This window comes from Stappia sp. (genome assembly GCF_048261845.1).
Classification (GTDB): domain Bacteria; phylum Pseudomonadota; class Alphaproteobacteria; order Rhizobiales; family Stappiaceae; genus Stappia.
The window spans coordinates 31020-45709 of the sequence record NZ_JBLXFR010000032.1 but is presented as its reverse complement, the minus strand read 5'-3'; the positions used below and the strand labels follow the sequence as shown (position 1 = coordinate 45709).

Genomic DNA, 14690 nt, shown 5'->3' with positions numbered 1-14690 from the left:
GGTAGCCGCCACGCGGACCGGGCAAGGCATCCACGATGCCGGCAGCGGCCAACGCCCGCAGGTGTTTCAGGAGGTAGGTCTCGGAAACGCCGTGCAGCTCCGCCAGGCTCTTTCCCGGAAGAACCTTGCCCGGCGCCAGCCCGGCAAGCACCAGGGCACAGTGAAGGGCCGCCTCGACGCCATCGCTCAGCCGTCTCATTCCAAACTCCCTTGCGCCGCCCTAATCGTGGATATAATTTATCCATGAATCGGACTCAAGCCTTGAAAAGGATCTCATTCATGCAACAGAGACTGAATATCAGCAAACTCGCGCCCGACCTTTACCGGGCCATCCGTGCGCTCGACGGCGCGATACGGGATTGCGGCCTCGACACGCATCTTCTGCATCTCGTCAAGCTGCGGGCCTCGCAGGTCAACGGCTGCGCCTTCTGTGTCGACATGCACGTGAAGGAAGCGCTCGACAGCGGCTTCACCCACCAGAAGCTGCACCTGGTCGCGGCCTGGCGGGAATCCGCCTATTTCACCGAGCGCGAACGGGCTGCCCTGGAATGGACCGAGAGCGTCACCCTGCTGGCGGACAGCGGCATTCCGGACGCGGCATACGACATCGCACGCGCCGCTTTCACGGATACGGAGATTGCCCAGCTCACGGTCGCGATCGGCACGATCAACCTCCTGAACAGGCTGGCCGTCGGCTCGCGGATGCAGCACCCCGTGGAATAGGCGGGCCGGCCGCGCCGGGCTCCCGCGCAGGGCCCGGCGCGAACACGGGGCCAACTCCTTCCATCGCCGCGAGATGCCGGGAGACCGGGGGGCGCTAAAATGCGACAATGCCCCGTCAGCTCTCGACCGCCGGAGGACAAGGCCGCGCATGGAAGACGAACTGATCGACGCCGGCATGGGCCTGTGGCGCGAAGTGGAGGTCTTCCTGCTCTCCATGACGACGCCCTGGCGGCTCTATCAGACCGGAATCCTCCTCGTGCTGCTGGCGGGCGCGCATCTGCTGCGCTTCTTCGCCGGACGCCGGCTGGAGGACTGGATCCGCAACCGGGACGGCTGGCCGAAATGGCGCCTGCGGCTGTCGGTCATCGTGATCCAGCGACTGCGGGGCGTGTTCTTCCTGGTACTGATCTGGACAACGGTCTGGATCATGCGCGAGGTGACCTGGCCATCGCGCAGCCATTTGCTGGCAATCGTGGCCGCCATCGCCACGGCCTGGATGGCGGTCAGCTTCGGCGCCCAGCTGATCCGCAACCGCCCCTTGCGACGGGTCGTGACCTGGGGCGCCTGGATCTATCTCGGCCTGCTCTATCTGGGCCTTCTGGACGGCGCGACGGTTTTTCTGGACAGCATCGCCATCACCTTCGGCGATTTCCGGCTTTCGGCACTGTCGGCCTTGAAGGCCGTGATCGTCACCGGATTGCTGTTCCTGGGCGCAAGGCTTGTCTTGCGCATCCTGATCGGACGGATATCGAGCAGCGAGGACATCTCGCCCTCGATGCGCGTGCTGGCCACCAAGGCGTTGCAGGTGCTGTTCTTCGGCGGCACGCTCGTCATCGGGTTGCGCGCCGTCGGGTTCGACCTGACCGGGCTTGCCGTGCTCTCCGGTGCGATCGGCGTCGGCATCGGCTTCGGATTGCAGAAGGTCGTCTCCAACCTCGTTTCCGGCATCATCATCCTGCTGGACAAGTCGATCAAGCCGGGAGACGTGATCAGCCTTGGAGACACGTTCGGCTGGATCGGCGAACTGGGAGCCCGCTACGTCTCGGTCGTCACCCGTGACGGGCGCGAATTCCTGATCCCGAACGAGGATCTGGTCACCGGCCAGGTGGTGAACTGGTCGCATTCCGACGATTTCGTGCGGATCGACCTGACCTTCGGCACATCCTATGCAGACGATCCGCATCTGGTTCGCCGGGTCGCGACCGAGGCCGCCAAGGCCGTGCCCCGCGTGCTGGCCGAGCGCCCCGTCGCCTGTCACATCACCGGTTTCGGGGAGAGTTCGATCGACTATGTCCTGCGTGTCTGGATCCGCGACGCGCAGGAAGGTCTGGCCAGCGTGCGCGGCGGCATCTACCTGGCGCTGTGGGACGCGTTCAAGGAACACGCAATCACCATCCCCTTCCCGCAGCGCGAGGTCAGGGTGCTGGATACGCCGCAGGATACCCTGCCGGCGTAAGCGCTTCATGGTGTCGCGGCCGAGCGGTCAAGGCTCCGCCGCATCCGCCCTGGCGGCCATCGCCCGCCCCCGGCAGCAAACCGTCCGGACGGAGCGCAAGCTGCCCGGTTCCCATTTGCATTTGCATTATGTAGACAAGTCTGTCTATATTTTTGCATGGGAGAAACAGCCACAGAACGCCTGACTGCGACCGCGGCGCGCCTGTTCCAGGAACGGGGGCTGACCCGTGTCGGCATCAACGAGATCATCCGCGAGGCCGACGTCGCGCGGATGTCGCTTTACAACAATTTCAGCTCAAAGCGGGATCTCGCCGTCGCGGCCTATGCCCGCGTGTCGAGCAACCGCCTGGAGGCCGTTGACGCCATTATCCGTGCTTCCGCCGGGCCTGCGGACGCCATCCTCGCCATCTTCGACCTTGCCGTCGAACTGGCCGGCAAGCCGTCCTTCCGGGGCTGCGCCTTCATCGACCTTGCGGCCCATGCCGGGGCCGGCGACGAACCGCTCATGGACCTGGCGCGCTCGCACAAGCTTTTGTTGCGGGAGCGCTTTGAACGTCTGGCTCTCGATCTTGGCGACCCGGCCCCGCAGACCCTTGCCCGGCAGTTGCTGACGCTCTGGGACGGGGCATTCGTCGGTGCCTTCATCGAAAGCGACGTCGCGCCTGTCCTGGCCGCGCGGGCGGCCGCCGCGAAGCTTGTCGCACGGGAGGACAGATGACCGCAAACCTCACTCCCTGGGCCATCGCCCTTGGCCTGTCCCTCGGACCGGCGGTCAGCAACGGCCTTGCACGCTTTGCCTACGGCCTTGTCCTGCCCGCGATGCAGGCCGATCTTGCGTGGAACTACACGCAGGCGGGGTTCCTGAACACCGCCAACGCAGCCGGCTACCTGGCCGGAGCCCTGCTGACCTTCGGGCTGATCGACCGGCTCGGGGCGCGCCGTCTCTTCGTGCTCGGGATCGTCCTGACGCCGCTGACGCTGCTGGGGTCGGCGGCCTTCGACGCGTTGGCGCTGCAGTCGATCTTCCGCATCGCGGCCGGGATTGCCGGCGCCGCGACCTTCATCTCCGGGGGAGCGATGGCCGCAATGCTGTTCCGCGATGCGCCCGCCTCGAACGCCCTGGCCATCAGCCTCTATTTCGGCGGGGGCGGGCTCGGGATGATCCTGAGCGGCACGGCCATCCCCCTGATGCTCGACAGAGCGGGCGACGCGGCCTGGCCCGCGGCATGGCTGCTGCTGGCGGGCCTTGCCGCAATCGCCGTCTGGCCCGCGCTCCGGGCCGCGCGAGACTGCCCCGAACCCGCCCGCACGCAGGTCGTGGCGGTTCCTCGCCTGCCGCTCCTGCAAATGGCGTTTGGCGTGCTCGGATATTTCCTCTTTGCGGTGGGCTATATCGTGTACCTGACCTACCTGGTCGCGATGATGCGCGCCGGCGGCGCGACACCGCTGCTGGTTGCAGCCAACTGGACGCTCCTCGGCCTGGGGGTGATCGCGGCCCCCTTCCTCTGGCGACCCGTCCTTTCCCGCAGCCGCGGAGGCGGCGTGCTGGCGCTTGCCTGCCTGGCGACCGGGGCGGCGACGCTGCTCCCGCTCGGCATGGACGGCAGCGCCTTGGTGCTGCTCCTGTCGGCCGCCGTGTTCGGGCTCTCGTTCTTCATGGCCCCGACAGCGGTGACCAGCTTCGCCCGGAAGAACCTCACGGAGGCGCTGTGGGGACGCGCGGTCGCCATGTTCACGACCGTCTTCGCGCTTGGCCAGATCATCGGCCCCATTCTCGCCGGCCGGATCGCAGACGTGACAGGATCACTCGGACAGGGAATGGCGGCCGCCGGGATCGTGTTGCTGGCGGGCGCCGCCGTGTCGGCCCTCCAGCGCCCGCTTCCCGGGACGTTGCAGACGACACCCCGCACGCCGGGTCCACGGATCCCGGGACCGCCCGTTTCACGATCGCCATAGGCACGATCAACTTGCCGAACGGGATCGCCGCCGGTTCAAGGATGCGCCAGCCCGTGGAGCGGGCGGGACAGCCGCGCCGGACCCGGGCGAATGCCCGGCGCTGCCCCGATGGTGCGTTACGGCCTGACAATCAGGTGCGGGGTGCCATCGGCCGTCTTGTGCCACGAACGGCCGTCGCGCCCGACAACTCCGCGTATGTGTCGCCGCCAGTTCGAAAAGCTGCCGAAGACGACCGTGTCCACCGGCGCATCGAGCCGGATGGCCAGCTTGTAGCGGCTATTGCCGTCACAAGACAGGGCAACGATCTCGCCGGTGAAGGGCTGCTTCAGGTAGTGCCCTTGCACGCGTTGATGAAGATGGAAGGGCGGAGAGCCGGTGGGCGCCGCCTCCCCGCAAAGCCGGGCATGGAGGGCATTCCAGTTTCGCTCGCCATTCTGCCGGGCGACCAGATCGAGGGCCTGGCCATGGCAAACGCCGTGTCCGAGCGCCTCCAGGGCGCTGCGCAGGGAGCGCGCCGCGGCCTTGGCTTCCGCCAGCGTCCTGATACTCATGTCGCAGTCTCCACCCGTCCGAGCCCCAACCCGCCCGCCTCCGCGCGCGCCTTCAGCGCGGCGATGACGATTGCACCCGCCATGACGGCCACAAGGGCGTCGGCAACCGGAAACGCCAGCCACATCGCCTCCCCGCCCCCGACAGCCGCAAGCCCGACAACAAGGACCGGGCACAGGACGAAGGGCTTGACCAACGTCAGGGCCGCCGCCGGCCCCGGTCGACCGATGGCCTGGAAATAAAGCGCGAGAACCAGCACCGGGCCGACAAACAGGTAGAAGCTCGCCATCGGGCGCAGGATGGCCGCCACGTGAGCGGCGATCGCGGCGTCAGTGACGAAGCCGTATCCGGCAAGGCGGGCACCCGCCAGGCACGCAAGTTCAACAAGCGCGCACCAGGCAAAGGCCGTTGTCACCGCCAGTTTCAGGACCGTGTCCGAGCGCCGATACAGGCCCGCCCCGACATTGTTGCCGACAATGCCCTGCATGGCGAGGGCGATCGCCATCAGCGGCATGAAGGCGAAGCTCAAGATCCGCGTCACGATGCCATAGGCGGCTGCGACCTGAAGATGCGCCTCGCCCGTCACATGTGGCAGGGTCGCGATGACCGTCGCCGAAACCAGTGCGATCCCGAGGAAACCAAGGCTCATCGGCGCACCGAGCATCACGATATCGGTCCAGCCCGCGAACCAGCCATGGCGCCACAGGGCCGACAGGGGAACGCGCGCCTGCCCGCGCAGACGCAGCCCGGCGAGCAACGCAAGTGCAAGCAGCTGCACCAGGACGGTGCCCCAGGCCGACCCGGCCACGCCAAGCCCCGCCTCGACAATGAAAACATAGTTGAAGGCCACGTTCGCGAGCGTCACCCCCACCGACATCAGCGCCACGAGCGACAGCCGCCCTTCGTTGCGCCAGACATCCGCATGCAGGCCGAGCAGGAACTGGATCGGGGTCGCGCAGATCATGATCAGCAGATAGGCGTGCGCCATTCCCGCCACCGCGCCGCCGGATCCGGCGAGATGACGTACCAGGGCGCCGCCGCCCAGAAGGAAAAGCCCGATCAGCACCAAGGCGACGGCAATCGCCAGGCCGTGGGCCTGCGCAAAGACCGCGCCGGCCCGGGACAGGGCGCCGGCGCCAAGACTGCGCGCAAGGAGGCTCGACATGCCTCCGCCGACAAGCGTGGACAGCGCGATCGTAACCATGAGCGGGGGAAAGACGACGCTGACGGCGGCGACCGCGTCGGCTCCGACGAAATGGCCGAGAAAGGCCGCATCGACGACGTTCAAAAGACCGCTCATCGCCATGACGAAGACCATCGGCACCGCGTTTGCGGTGAAGAGACGGCCGACGGGCGCGGTCAGGAACCGGTTTTCCGGGGAAGGTCCGGCAGGCATCGCTCACTCCTCGAAAGAGGCATTTCGCAAGAGATGGGAGCCCGCATTGCCCACCAACGAAATGCTTCGAGGGCGAGAGACGTCGCATTGCCGGGTTTCACCGTGACATGTGTCCGCAGGCGGCAGGTACCCGGTACCTGCCGCGCTTCTAGCCATGGCCGGGAGAGGATGTCAACTCCGCCCGCACGGAACGCGGCCGCGTTCCGCCGGAGGTCAGCCCCCGACCGGGTCGAGGGCCTGTCGCAAATGCCGGAGCTTGCCCGGGTTGCGCATCACGTAGATCGCCGCGACCTTGCCGTCCTCGATGTCGAGCGCGGTCGTCTGGAACTCGCCGTCGGCCTCAAGCGTGACGAAGCCCGGCAGCCCGTTGATGAAGCCGGCGCGCACCAGTCGCGAGCCGTTCTCGATGAAGAGCGTTGCCAGATAGGCGTGCAGCTTCAACACCCCCTCCAGCCCGACGATCGGGCGAAGCGCCGCCGGCCGCTTGCCGCCGCCGTCGGAATGAATGCTGACATCCGCCGCCAGCATCGCGCCGAGCGCGCTCATGTCGCCGCTGCGCGAGGCGGCGAAGAATGCCTCGGCAAGCTCCAGGCCGCGCTCCTTCTCGAGCTTGAAACGGGGGCGCTCCTGGCGGACATGACCGCGGGCGCGGGCGGCAAGCTGCCGGCAGGCGGCGGGCTCGCGCCTGATCGTGGCGGCGACCTCGTCGAAGTCGAGCCCGAACACGTCATGCAGCAGGAAGGCGGCCCGCTCGAGCGGCGACAGCCGCTCCAGCGCCAGCATCAAGGGCAGGGTGACGTCGTCTTCCTCTTCCTCGTCAAGGACGGGGTCGGGAAGCCAGGGGCCGATATAGGTCTCGCGCTGACGCCTTGCGGACTTGAGCTGATCGAGACAAAGCCGCGTCACCGCCCGGCGCAGGAATGCCTCGGGCTCCCGGATCTCGCCCCGCTCGGTCTTCATCCAGCGGATGAAGGCGTCCTGCACGACGTCTTCCGCATCGGCCACCGAGCCGAGCATGCGGTAGGCGACGCGCACGAGCCGGGGACGCAGCGGCTCGAAGCTCGCCGCCGCGTCGTCCGAGCCTGCCGTCATCATCAGGCGACAGCCTGTGCCGGGGTTTCGACCCAAAGATCGAAGCCGACGGCAAGCCGGTTCCAACCGTTGATGACGTTGATCATCAGTGTGAGCTTCACCTGTTCCTCCTCGGTGAAATGAGCCTTGAGACCGGCACGGGCCGCCTCTTGCGTGTGGCCTTCGGACAGCCGCGTCAGCGCGTCGGTCCAGACCAGCGCCGCACGCTCGCGGTCGGTGTAGCACGGGGCCTCGCGCCAGGCCGCGAGCAGATAGATGCGCTGCTCGCTCTCGCCCTTGGCCCGCGCCTCGGCGGTATGCATGTTGATGCAGTTGGCGCAGCCGTTGATCAGCGAGGCGCGGATCTTCACGAGTTCGATCAGGCTCGACTCGAGGCTGCCGGCAACCTCCTGCGAGATGGCGAACCACTTCTTCATCAAGGTCGGGGCAGCGGCGAAGGGATCAAGTTGTGCAGTCATGGGAACGTCTCCTGTTCTGGGTTCCGACAACATGACGAGACAGGATCGCCGGATGTGACATGCACGGAAAAAATCCTGCTAGCGCAGCACAAGGGCAAGAACGAAGAGGCCGGCGGCCAGGCTCGATGCGAGGGTGCGCACATGGTTCCATCTGGTCCACACGCGCAGGTATCGGGTCCATGTCTCCTGCGCCGCGTCGCTTTGCGGATCGGCCGCGTCGAGCCGGTTGTTGAGCGGCACGTTGAAGACGACGGTGCACAGGAACATGCCGGCGAAATAGACAAGCCCTCCGGCAAGCATCATCGCACTGCCGGCATCCGCCCAGCGCCACAAGGCGAGAGCCGCAAGGGCAAGGGCGGCGAGCGTCGTGCCGAAAAACAGCGGCATGAAGAGCGAGCGCTGGATGACGGCGTTGATCGCCTGCATCGCGGCGATGCCGGCCGGTGCCGGAATGCGCCCGAGCGCCGTCATGATGAATGTGGAAAAGGCAAAATAGAGACCGGCGATCAGTGCGCAGCCAAGCGCGCAGACCCACAGCAGCAGATGAATGAGCATGCCTGTCATGCCCGTGCTCCTCTCCTTTGGCGGCAGATGCCGCACCGTGCCGGTCCCGGACGACAAGGGCAAGGACCCGTGTGGATACCTTCTCCAGTGATGGTCACTGGAAGTTCCGCCCCCTGGGCAGCACGCGGGTGTCGCGCGGATGACGCCAGAGGCTCGGCTGGCCTGACACGCCCGTTGCAGGCGTCTTGTCTCCAGCCCCGCCCGGGGCTGCCCCGCCCCCGCGCGCCGTGCCCTCCAATGCCCCGTCGTCCGCCCCCTTGCCGGCGGACATGGCGGCCATCAGCGCCGGCGTCAGGTCGTGAAGCCGCCGTGCCACCACGTGAATGACCCCGCTTTCCTGCTGGACCGTGCCTTCCACGGCAATCGCGCGCGCGCCCATGACGATGCGCCGGCTCCGCTCGAAGATCCGGCTCCAGATCACGACATTGGCAATGCCGGTCTCGTCCTCCAGCGTCAGGAAGGTGACGTTCTTCGCCGTCGCCGGACGCTGGCGGACCAGCACGAGGCCTGCCACCCGTACCCACCGGCCGTTGCCCGCCTTGTCCAGTTTCGCGGCCGTCAGGGTGCGGTTTCTGGCAAGGTCTCCGCGCAGGAACGAAAAGGGGTGCGCCTTCAGGGACAGGTGCAGCGTCGCGTAATCCTCCACCACATGCTCGCCCGGGCGCATCCGCGGCAGTTCGACCGCCGCCTCGTCTCCCATCAGCGAGGACATGCCGGCCGGATCGCCGAAAAGCGGCAGCTGCCCCTGCCCCGCCCCCCGGCCAACCCGCCCGGCAAGCCCCTTTGCCTCCCAAAGGGCCTGACGCCGGTCGAGACCGAGCGAACGGAACGCATCCGCATTGGCAAGGGCCCTGAGGGCGCGGTTGTCGAGACGGGTCCGACCGTAAAGGTCGCCGATATCGGCGAACGGACGGTCGCGGGCCGCTTCCAGCCGGCGGCCCGCCTCTTCCCCGAGCCCGTCGACCTGGCGCAGGCCCAGCCGCAACGCGAAAGCATTGCCACCCGATGCGGTGAGGGCCGGCGGAGCGTCAAGCGGCTCCAGCGCATGGTCCCAGCCACTGTGATTGACGTCGACCGGCAGCACGACGCCGCCATGGGCGCGAAAGTCGCGCACGATCGAGGAGGCGGAATAAAAGCCCATCGGCTGGGCGTTGAGCAGCGCGCAGGCGAAGACGTCCGGATAGTGGCACTTGAGCCAGGAGGAGGCATAGGCGAGCAACGCAAAGCTGGCCGAATGGCTTTCGGGAAAGCCGTAATCGCTGAACCCCCTAATCTGCTCGAAGCAGCGAGCGGCGAATTCCGGCTCGTAACTGTTGGCGATCATGCCGGCGATGAACTTTTCCCGGAACTGCTCGATCGTGCCGATGTTGCGGAAGGAGGCCATGGCCCGGCGCAGCCGGTCGGCCTCGTCATGGGAAAAGCCCGCCGCGACGATGGCGATCTTCATCGCCTGTTCCTGAAAGAGCGGCACGCCCATGGTCTTTTCCAGCACCGCCCTCAGTTCCGGTGAAGGATAGTCGACCTTCTCCAGCCCGTTGCGGCGGCGCAGGTAGGGATTGACCATGTCGCCCTGGATCGGCCCGGGGCGGACGATGGCGATCTGGATGACGAGGTCGTAGAAATTTTCCGGCCCGAGACGCGGCAGCATCGACATCTGGGCGCGGCTCTCGATCTGGAAAACGCCGACCGTGTCGGCTTTCCGGATCATCCCGTAGGTGGCGGGATCCTCGCGCGGCACGGTGGCCAGCCCCATGTCGATGCCATAGCCGCCGCGCAGCAGGTCGAAACTCTTGCGCAGGCAGGTCAGCATGCCGAGCGCCAGCACGTCGACCTTGAGGATGCCGAGTGCATCGAGGTCGTCCTTGTCCCACTCAACCACGGTGCGGTCCTGCATCGCCGCATTGGCGACCGGCACCACTTCGTCCAGCGGTTCGCGGGTGATGACGAACCCGCCGACATGCTGGGAGAGATGGCGGGGGAAATCAATCAGCTGCCGGACGAGGCGGAAGGTCTGCACCAGTCGCGGGTCGCGCGGGTCGAGACCGGCCTGGCGGATCTCGTCCGCATCCGGCACCTTGCCGGACCAGCCCCAGATCAGGCCGGACATCGCCATGACGACATCCGCCGACAGTCCCATCGCCTTGCCGACGTCATTGACCGCACTGCGTGCCCGGTAGCGGATGACGGTCGCCGCCAGCCCGGCCCGGTCGCGCCCGTATTTGGCGTAGATGTACTGGATCACCTCCTCGCGCCGTTCGTGCTCGAAATCGACATCGATGTCAGGCGGTTCGCCCCGCGCGGCCGAGATGAAACGCTCGAACAGCAGGTCGATCTCGTTCGGGTCGACGGAAGTGATGCCGAGGCAGAAACAGACGACGGAATTGGCCGACGAGCCGCGTCCCTGGCAGAGGATCGGCGGTTCCTGCGAACGGGCGAAGCGGACAATGTCCTCGACGGTGAGAAAATAGGAGGCGTAGCCGAGCTCGCCGATCAGGCGAAGCTCGCGCTCGATCGTCGCCCTGACCGTGTCACTGACACCGCCTGGAAATCGCCCGGCCGCGCCCAGCCAGGTGAGCCGCTCGAGCTCCTCCTGCGGGGTGGCGCTCTCGCCCGCCGGCTCGTCGGGATAGCGGGGCGACAGCTCGTCGAGGCTGAAGCGACAGGCATCCGCAATCTCGACACTGCGGGCAATCGCCCTCTCATAGCCGGACAGGAGGCGGGCCATCTCGGCGGGCGTTTTCAGGTGACGCTCGGCATTGCGCTCCAGCCGGAACCCGGCCTCGTCGATGGTCACATGCTCGCGGATGCAGGTGAGCACATCCTGCAAGGGGCGGCGGGCGGGCGTGTGGTAGAGCACGTCATTGGTGGCGACCAGGGGCGTGCCGCACCTTTCCGCAAGCTGCGCGAGATGCCCGAAACCGGCCCGGTCAGAACCGCGATAGCGCGGGGAAAGCGCAAGCGAGACCATGCCGGGAAAGCCCTCGGCGAGCAGCGCGAGCCGTTGCTCGAACGCCGCGCCGGGCATGTCGGGCGGCATGGCAATGAGATGCTGTCCGCCGCCAAGCAGGGCAAGGTCGTCGACATCGAGGTAGCACGCCCCCTTGGGGGCACGCCGGTTGCCCGTCGTCAGCAATTTGCCCAGCCGGCCATAGGCCTCGCGGTCGACCGGATAGACAATCGCCTCGAACCCGTCGCGCAGCACCAGCCGCGCGCCCACGAGAAGCCGGACGGGATGCGTCCGGGCCGCCACATGGGCACGCACCACACCGGCAAGGGTGTTGCGGTCGGCGATGCCGATGACGGCAAGCCCGAGCCGGGCCGCCGCCTCGACCAGTTCGGCCGCATGGGAGGCGCCGCGCAGGAAGCTGAAATTGCTGGTCACCGCCAGCTCGGCATAGGCGGGAGGAGCGTCCTGGCGGGAAACCGGCGTCATGCGAACAGCCCGTGCATGAACCAGCGCGGCCTGTCTCCGTCCCGGTCGTAAAGACCCTCGCGAAACAGCCAGAACCGCCGGCCCTCACCATCCTCGATCCGGTAGTAATCCCGGGTGAAGCGGTTTTCCTCCCCTCCCTTCCACCATTCGGGCGCGATCCGCTCCGGCCCGTCGGCGCGGGCGACACGATGCGAGACGCGCCGCCATTCGAAGCGGGCCGGCGGCTTGTCGGGCATTTCGACAATCACCTCGACCGGCTCCGGCCGTTCCAGCAGCAGCGCGGGTCTCGCCGATCCGGCCGCCCCGCACAGGGCCTGGCAATGGGCGGGCCAGTCATGCGCCGGCAGCCGGACAAGCACCGAGACCGGACGGACCGCGCGTTCGGGCAGATAGCTTTCGTTCGGCGCGAAGCGGGTAACGCTGGCAGGCCCGAGACGGTTGACGAAGCGATCAAGCAACCGGGCAAACCCGTCCGGATCCGCATCGGCACCGCCACCGGCGACCAGGGCGGACTGGACTTCCTCGGCGTTTTCCACGTCGAAGGCGGCAAGGACGGCAACCTCGAAACCGAAGCCTGCGTGATCGCGGATCCTGTCGAGCCGCTCGCCCAGGAGCCTTGACAGGTGGCGCGGATCATTGCTCGGCCGGCTGATGCGCAGTTCGAGCAATTCCCGCCATCCGTCGACCCGGAACAGCGCCAGCTCCAGGCGCCGCGCCGCCTTTCCGGCCTCGCCCAGGGTCGCGGCAAGCTCCCCGACCAGCCGCTCCGTCACCTGCGCGATCGCCTCAAGGGTGACAACCGGCTCGGCAAACCGGAGCGTGGCGAAATGGGCGGGCGGCGGAGACAGGGGATCGAAGCGCTCGCTCTCGTGGCCCAGCGCCTGATCGAGACGCCGGACAAGCATCGCACCAAAGCGACTTGCCAGAGGCGCACGCGGCTTGCCGGCGACAAGGCCGATGCGCTCAAGACCGAGACGCCCCAGTGCCTGGACGGTCGCCGCCTCGATCCGCAGCCCGGCAACCGGAAGCGCGGCAAGACGCACGCCGGTCTGCCCGGGCTCCACGCTCTCCAGCGCCGTATCGCCGTGGCGCGCCACCGCCCATGCGGCACCGATGGTCGAGGCGATGGCGAGGCGCGGGGAAAGCCCGAAGGTGCGCAGCCGGCTGGCGAGATCCCAGGCCAGGGCCTCCTCGCCCCCGAAGAGATGGGCGCAGCCGGTGATGTCGATGCAAAGACCGTCCGGCGGATCGACACGGGTCAGCGGGCTGTAGCGCTGGCACCACAGGGCAAGCCTGCGCAAGGCCGCCGCATCGCCCGCCTCGTCGGCCTGCGCGACCGCGAGGGCGGGATGAATGGCCCGGGCATCGGCGAGCGACATGCCCGCCGCCAGTCCCAGCTCCGCCGCCGCGTCATTGACCGCGGTGACGCGGACTGCACCGTGCACCGTCATCGACAGCACCAAAGGCCCGCCGATCTCAGGCCGCGCTCCAGTGTTCTCCTGACGGTTCCCGGACAAGGGCGGCCGGGCGGTGAAGCGGCGCTCGACCGGCCAGCGGGGCAGCCAGACGGAAAGATAGCGTTTCATGGTTCCACTCGAGATCCCAGAGACCAAGGGAATTCGCCCGGGACTTGACCAGGCGGACCTGCCAGCGGGGCGGCCCGAGCCCGGGCACCGCCTGGCCGGTGTACTGCGCCGGAGCGCTTGTCCCGGAGGCGACCGACCAGCGTGTCTGCGCTGCCGTCGCCATGTCGAGGCCGCAACGACTGCCAAGCAGCAGCGCCGTCGCGCCGCTTTGCGCAGCACGCATGGACAGGCGGCGGCTCACCGTGAAGTCATAGGACCGGTCGCCATCCGCCAGGATGCCGATGACGGCCGCCAGCGAGCCGTGGGACAAGGCCTCCTCCAGGCTCCACAGGAGGTCGCGCGGCCTTGACGCCTCGACCTGGACGACACGCCCCGGATCGATGTCGAACCCGGCAAGGCCAACCGGATAAAGGCCGCCTCCCCGCCTGCCCCGCGCACCCGGGCATATCCAAAGGACATGCCCCTCGCGCACCCGCAGGATGCGCGAGGAGACGGCGAGGGCGAAACCGGCCGCCGCGGCAAGATCCGCAGGCGCTTCCGGCAGAACCTCATGCAGGGCGCCGCTGGCGAGCCCTCCGGCGAGCGGACTGCCCGCAGTCTCCTCCAGGCCGAACCCGACGGCCGGCCAGGCTGGCGCCTCGCGCCGCTGCCATCCGGCGACACGGGCGCGCAGGGCCGTGATCGCATCGCTGCGGCTCATGGCGCGCTCCCCAGACCTGCCGCCGATGCGGTCCGGCATGTCGCCAGCAACGGACATTCGGCACAGCACGGCCGGGCATGAACACAAAGGGCCCGCCCGAGCCGCTGCATCAGGACATGATGGTCTTCCGTGTCATCGGCGGTCCACAAGGCGGGAAGCCACCGGTTGAGCAGGCGCGTGGCGCGGGCGATATCCGCCTTTTCCGGGACGAGACCGAGGCGCCGGGCAACACGGTTATGGGCCGTGTCGACCATCAGCACGCGCAGGTGCAAGGTGCTGAAATTGAGAACCGCCATGCTGGTCTTCGGGCCGACGCCGGTCAGCCGTTCCAGCCAGTGACACGCTTCCTCCACCGGCCAGGCGGCAAGGAACCCGAGAACGAGACGACCGCGCCGACGGATGATCTCTTCCAGCGCGGCGGGTATATGGCATGCCTTCCTCTCGGCGAACGTCACATCGGCGATCAACGGTTCGACGGCGGCCGGGCTCATGCCGGCAAGCTGCTCCCAGTTGGCCAGCCGCTCCTCCAGCCCGACAAAGGTACGCATCGCGACCCTGTCACGCGTCCTGCCGCTCAGCATCGCGAAAACGAGCATGCCGACCGGATCGAGCCGGTGGCACGCGGGCACCGGGCCGAAGCGGTCAAGCAGCAGTCCGTGGATCCGCAAAAGCGGGTTCCCGGCTGCGAAAGGCAGGGCGTATTGCATGCCCAAATGAAAGAACAAAAAGAGAACAAATGCAATCGGAGTCTTGCTGTCGCCCCCCTCACTCCGCAGGC

General features: G+C 67.6%; 14 protein-coding genes. 4 read left to right on the top strand and 10 right to left on the bottom strand.

Annotated features, from left to right (window positions below; genetic code table 11):
- Positions 1 to 199: Rrf2 family transcriptional regulator (locus tag ACN0T5_RS13830; RefSeq protein ID WP_417769187.1), on the bottom strand; the 199-nt coding region annotated here is incomplete at its 3' end.
- An 80-nt stretch (positions 200 to 279) separates the two neighbouring features.
- Here ACN0T5_RS13830 and ACN0T5_RS13825 point away from each other — a divergent pair.
- The 4 genes from ACN0T5_RS13825 (at position 280) to ACN0T5_RS13810 (ending at position 4134) form a co-directional block, all read left to right on the top strand.
- A complete protein-coding gene (locus tag ACN0T5_RS13825) occupies positions 280 to 723 on the top strand; it encodes a carboxymuconolactone decarboxylase family protein (protein ID WP_417769186.1) in 444 nt (147 codons plus the stop codon).
- Between the two features lie 148 nt (positions 724 to 871).
- Positions 872 to 2179, top strand: a complete 1308-nt coding sequence (locus ACN0T5_RS13820) for a mechanosensitive ion channel family protein (RefSeq protein ID WP_417769185.1) — start codon at positions 872 to 874, stop codon at positions 2177 to 2179.
- A 156-nt stretch (positions 2180 to 2335) separates the two neighbouring features.
- Positions 2336 to 2896: a TetR/AcrR family transcriptional regulator gene (locus ACN0T5_RS13815; RefSeq protein ID WP_417769184.1), complete on the top strand. Its 561-nt coding sequence runs from the start codon at positions 2336 to 2338 to the stop codon at positions 2894 to 2896.
- The gene (locus ACN0T5_RS13810; protein ID WP_417769183.1) at positions 2893 to 4134 is read left to right on the top strand and encodes a YbfB/YjiJ family MFS transporter; all 1242 of its coding nucleotides are present in this window, start codon (positions 2893 to 2895) and stop codon (positions 4132 to 4134) included. The genes ACN0T5_RS13815 and ACN0T5_RS13810 overlap by 4 nt, the downstream gene beginning before the upstream one ends.
- A 116-nt stretch (positions 4135 to 4250) precedes the next feature.
- Here ACN0T5_RS13810 and ACN0T5_RS13805 read toward each other — a convergent pair whose 3' ends face one another.
- The 9 genes from ACN0T5_RS13805 to ACN0T5_RS13765 form a co-directional block, all read right to left on the bottom strand.
- Positions 4251 to 4685, bottom strand: a complete 435-nt coding sequence (locus tag ACN0T5_RS13805) for a glyoxalase superfamily protein (protein WP_417769182.1) — start codon at positions 4683 to 4685, stop codon at positions 4251 to 4253.
- A complete protein-coding gene (locus tag ACN0T5_RS13800) occupies positions 4682 to 6079 on the bottom strand; it encodes an MATE family efflux transporter (RefSeq protein ID WP_417769181.1) in 1398 nt (465 codons plus the stop codon). The genes ACN0T5_RS13805 and ACN0T5_RS13800 overlap by 4 nt, the downstream gene beginning before the upstream one ends.
- Positions 6080 to 6292: 213 nt before the next feature.
- Positions 6293 to 7174, bottom strand: a complete 882-nt coding sequence (locus ACN0T5_RS13795; RefSeq protein ID WP_417769180.1) for a sigma-70 family RNA polymerase sigma factor — start codon at positions 7172 to 7174, stop codon at positions 6293 to 6295.
- Positions 7174 to 7629 carry a carboxymuconolactone decarboxylase family protein gene (locus ACN0T5_RS13790; RefSeq protein WP_417769179.1) on the bottom strand — a complete coding sequence of 152 codons (456 nt, stop codon included), beginning with the start codon at positions 7627 to 7629 and terminating at the stop codon, positions 7174 to 7176. The genes ACN0T5_RS13795 and ACN0T5_RS13790 overlap by 1 nt, the downstream gene beginning before the upstream one ends.
- A 78-nt stretch (positions 7630 to 7707) precedes the next feature.
- Positions 7708 to 8193, bottom strand: a complete 486-nt coding sequence (locus tag ACN0T5_RS13785; RefSeq protein ID WP_417769178.1) for a DUF1772 domain-containing protein — start codon at positions 8191 to 8193, stop codon at positions 7708 to 7710.
- Positions 8194 to 8287: 94 nt separating this feature from the next.
- A complete protein-coding gene (locus tag ACN0T5_RS13780) occupies positions 8288 to 11626 on the bottom strand; it encodes an error-prone DNA polymerase (protein ID WP_417769177.1) in 3339 nt (1112 codons plus the stop codon).
- Positions 11623 to 13212: a Y-family DNA polymerase gene (locus ACN0T5_RS13775; RefSeq protein ID WP_417769176.1), complete on the bottom strand. Its 1590-nt coding sequence runs from the start codon at positions 13210 to 13212 to the stop codon at positions 11623 to 11625. The genes ACN0T5_RS13780 and ACN0T5_RS13775 overlap by 4 nt, the downstream gene beginning before the upstream one ends.
- Positions 13103 to 13912 (bottom strand): ImuA family protein, encoded by an 810-nt coding sequence (locus ACN0T5_RS13770; RefSeq protein ID WP_417769175.1) that lies wholly within the window; start codon positions 13910 to 13912, stop codon positions 13103 to 13105. Before ACN0T5_RS13770 ends, ACN0T5_RS13775 begins: the two co-directional genes overlap by 110 nt.
- On the bottom strand, positions 13909 to 14580 hold the full coding sequence (locus ACN0T5_RS13765) for an endonuclease III domain-containing protein (RefSeq protein WP_417769174.1): 672 nt from the start codon (positions 14578 to 14580) through the stop codon (positions 13909 to 13911). The genes ACN0T5_RS13770 and ACN0T5_RS13765 overlap by 4 nt, the downstream gene beginning before the upstream one ends.
- Between the last annotated feature and the right edge of the window lie 110 nt (positions 14581 to 14690).

Bases quoted from the DNA above. Each gene is read 5' to 3' on its own strand.
- ACN0T5_RS13770 (WP_417769175.1), bottom strand. From the start codon at position 13,912: ATGAGCCGCAGCGATGCGATCACGGCCCTGCGCGCCCGTGTCGCCGGA.
- ACN0T5_RS13785 (WP_417769178.1), bottom strand. From the start codon at position 8,193: ATGACAGGCATGCTCATTCATCTGCTGCTGTGGGTCTGCGCGCTTGGC.
- ACN0T5_RS13805 (WP_417769182.1), bottom strand. From the start codon at position 4,685: ATGAGTATCAGGACGCTGGCGGAAGCCAAGGCCGCGGCGCGCTCCCTG.
- ACN0T5_RS13810 (WP_417769183.1), top strand. From the start codon at position 2,893: ATGACCGCAAACCTCACTCCCTGGGCCATCGCCCTTGGCCTGTCCCTC.
- ACN0T5_RS13780 (WP_417769177.1), bottom strand. From the start codon at position 11,626: ATGACGCCGGTTTCCCGCCAGGACGCTCCTCCCGCCTATGCCGAGCTG.
- ACN0T5_RS13825 (WP_417769186.1), top strand. From the start codon at position 280: ATGCAACAGAGACTGAATATCAGCAAACTCGCGCCCGACCTTTACCGG.
- ACN0T5_RS13800 (WP_417769181.1), bottom strand. From the start codon at position 6,079: ATGCCTGCCGGACCTTCCCCGGAAAACCGGTTCCTGACCGCGCCCGTC.
- ACN0T5_RS13795 (WP_417769180.1), bottom strand. From the start codon at position 7,174: ATGATGACGGCAGGCTCGGACGACGCGGCGGCGAGCTTCGAGCCGCTG.
- ACN0T5_RS13790 (WP_417769179.1), bottom strand. From the start codon at position 7,629: ATGACTGCACAACTTGATCCCTTCGCCGCTGCCCCGACCTTGATGAAG.
- ACN0T5_RS13820 (WP_417769185.1), top strand. From the start codon at position 872: ATGGAAGACGAACTGATCGACGCCGGCATGGGCCTGTGGCGCGAAGTG.
- ACN0T5_RS13775 (WP_417769176.1), bottom strand. From the start codon at position 13,212: ATGAAACGCTATCTTTCCGTCTGGCTGCCCCGCTGGCCGGTCGAGCGC.
- ACN0T5_RS13815 (WP_417769184.1), top strand. From the start codon at position 2,336: ATGGGAGAAACAGCCACAGAACGCCTGACTGCGACCGCGGCGCGCCTG.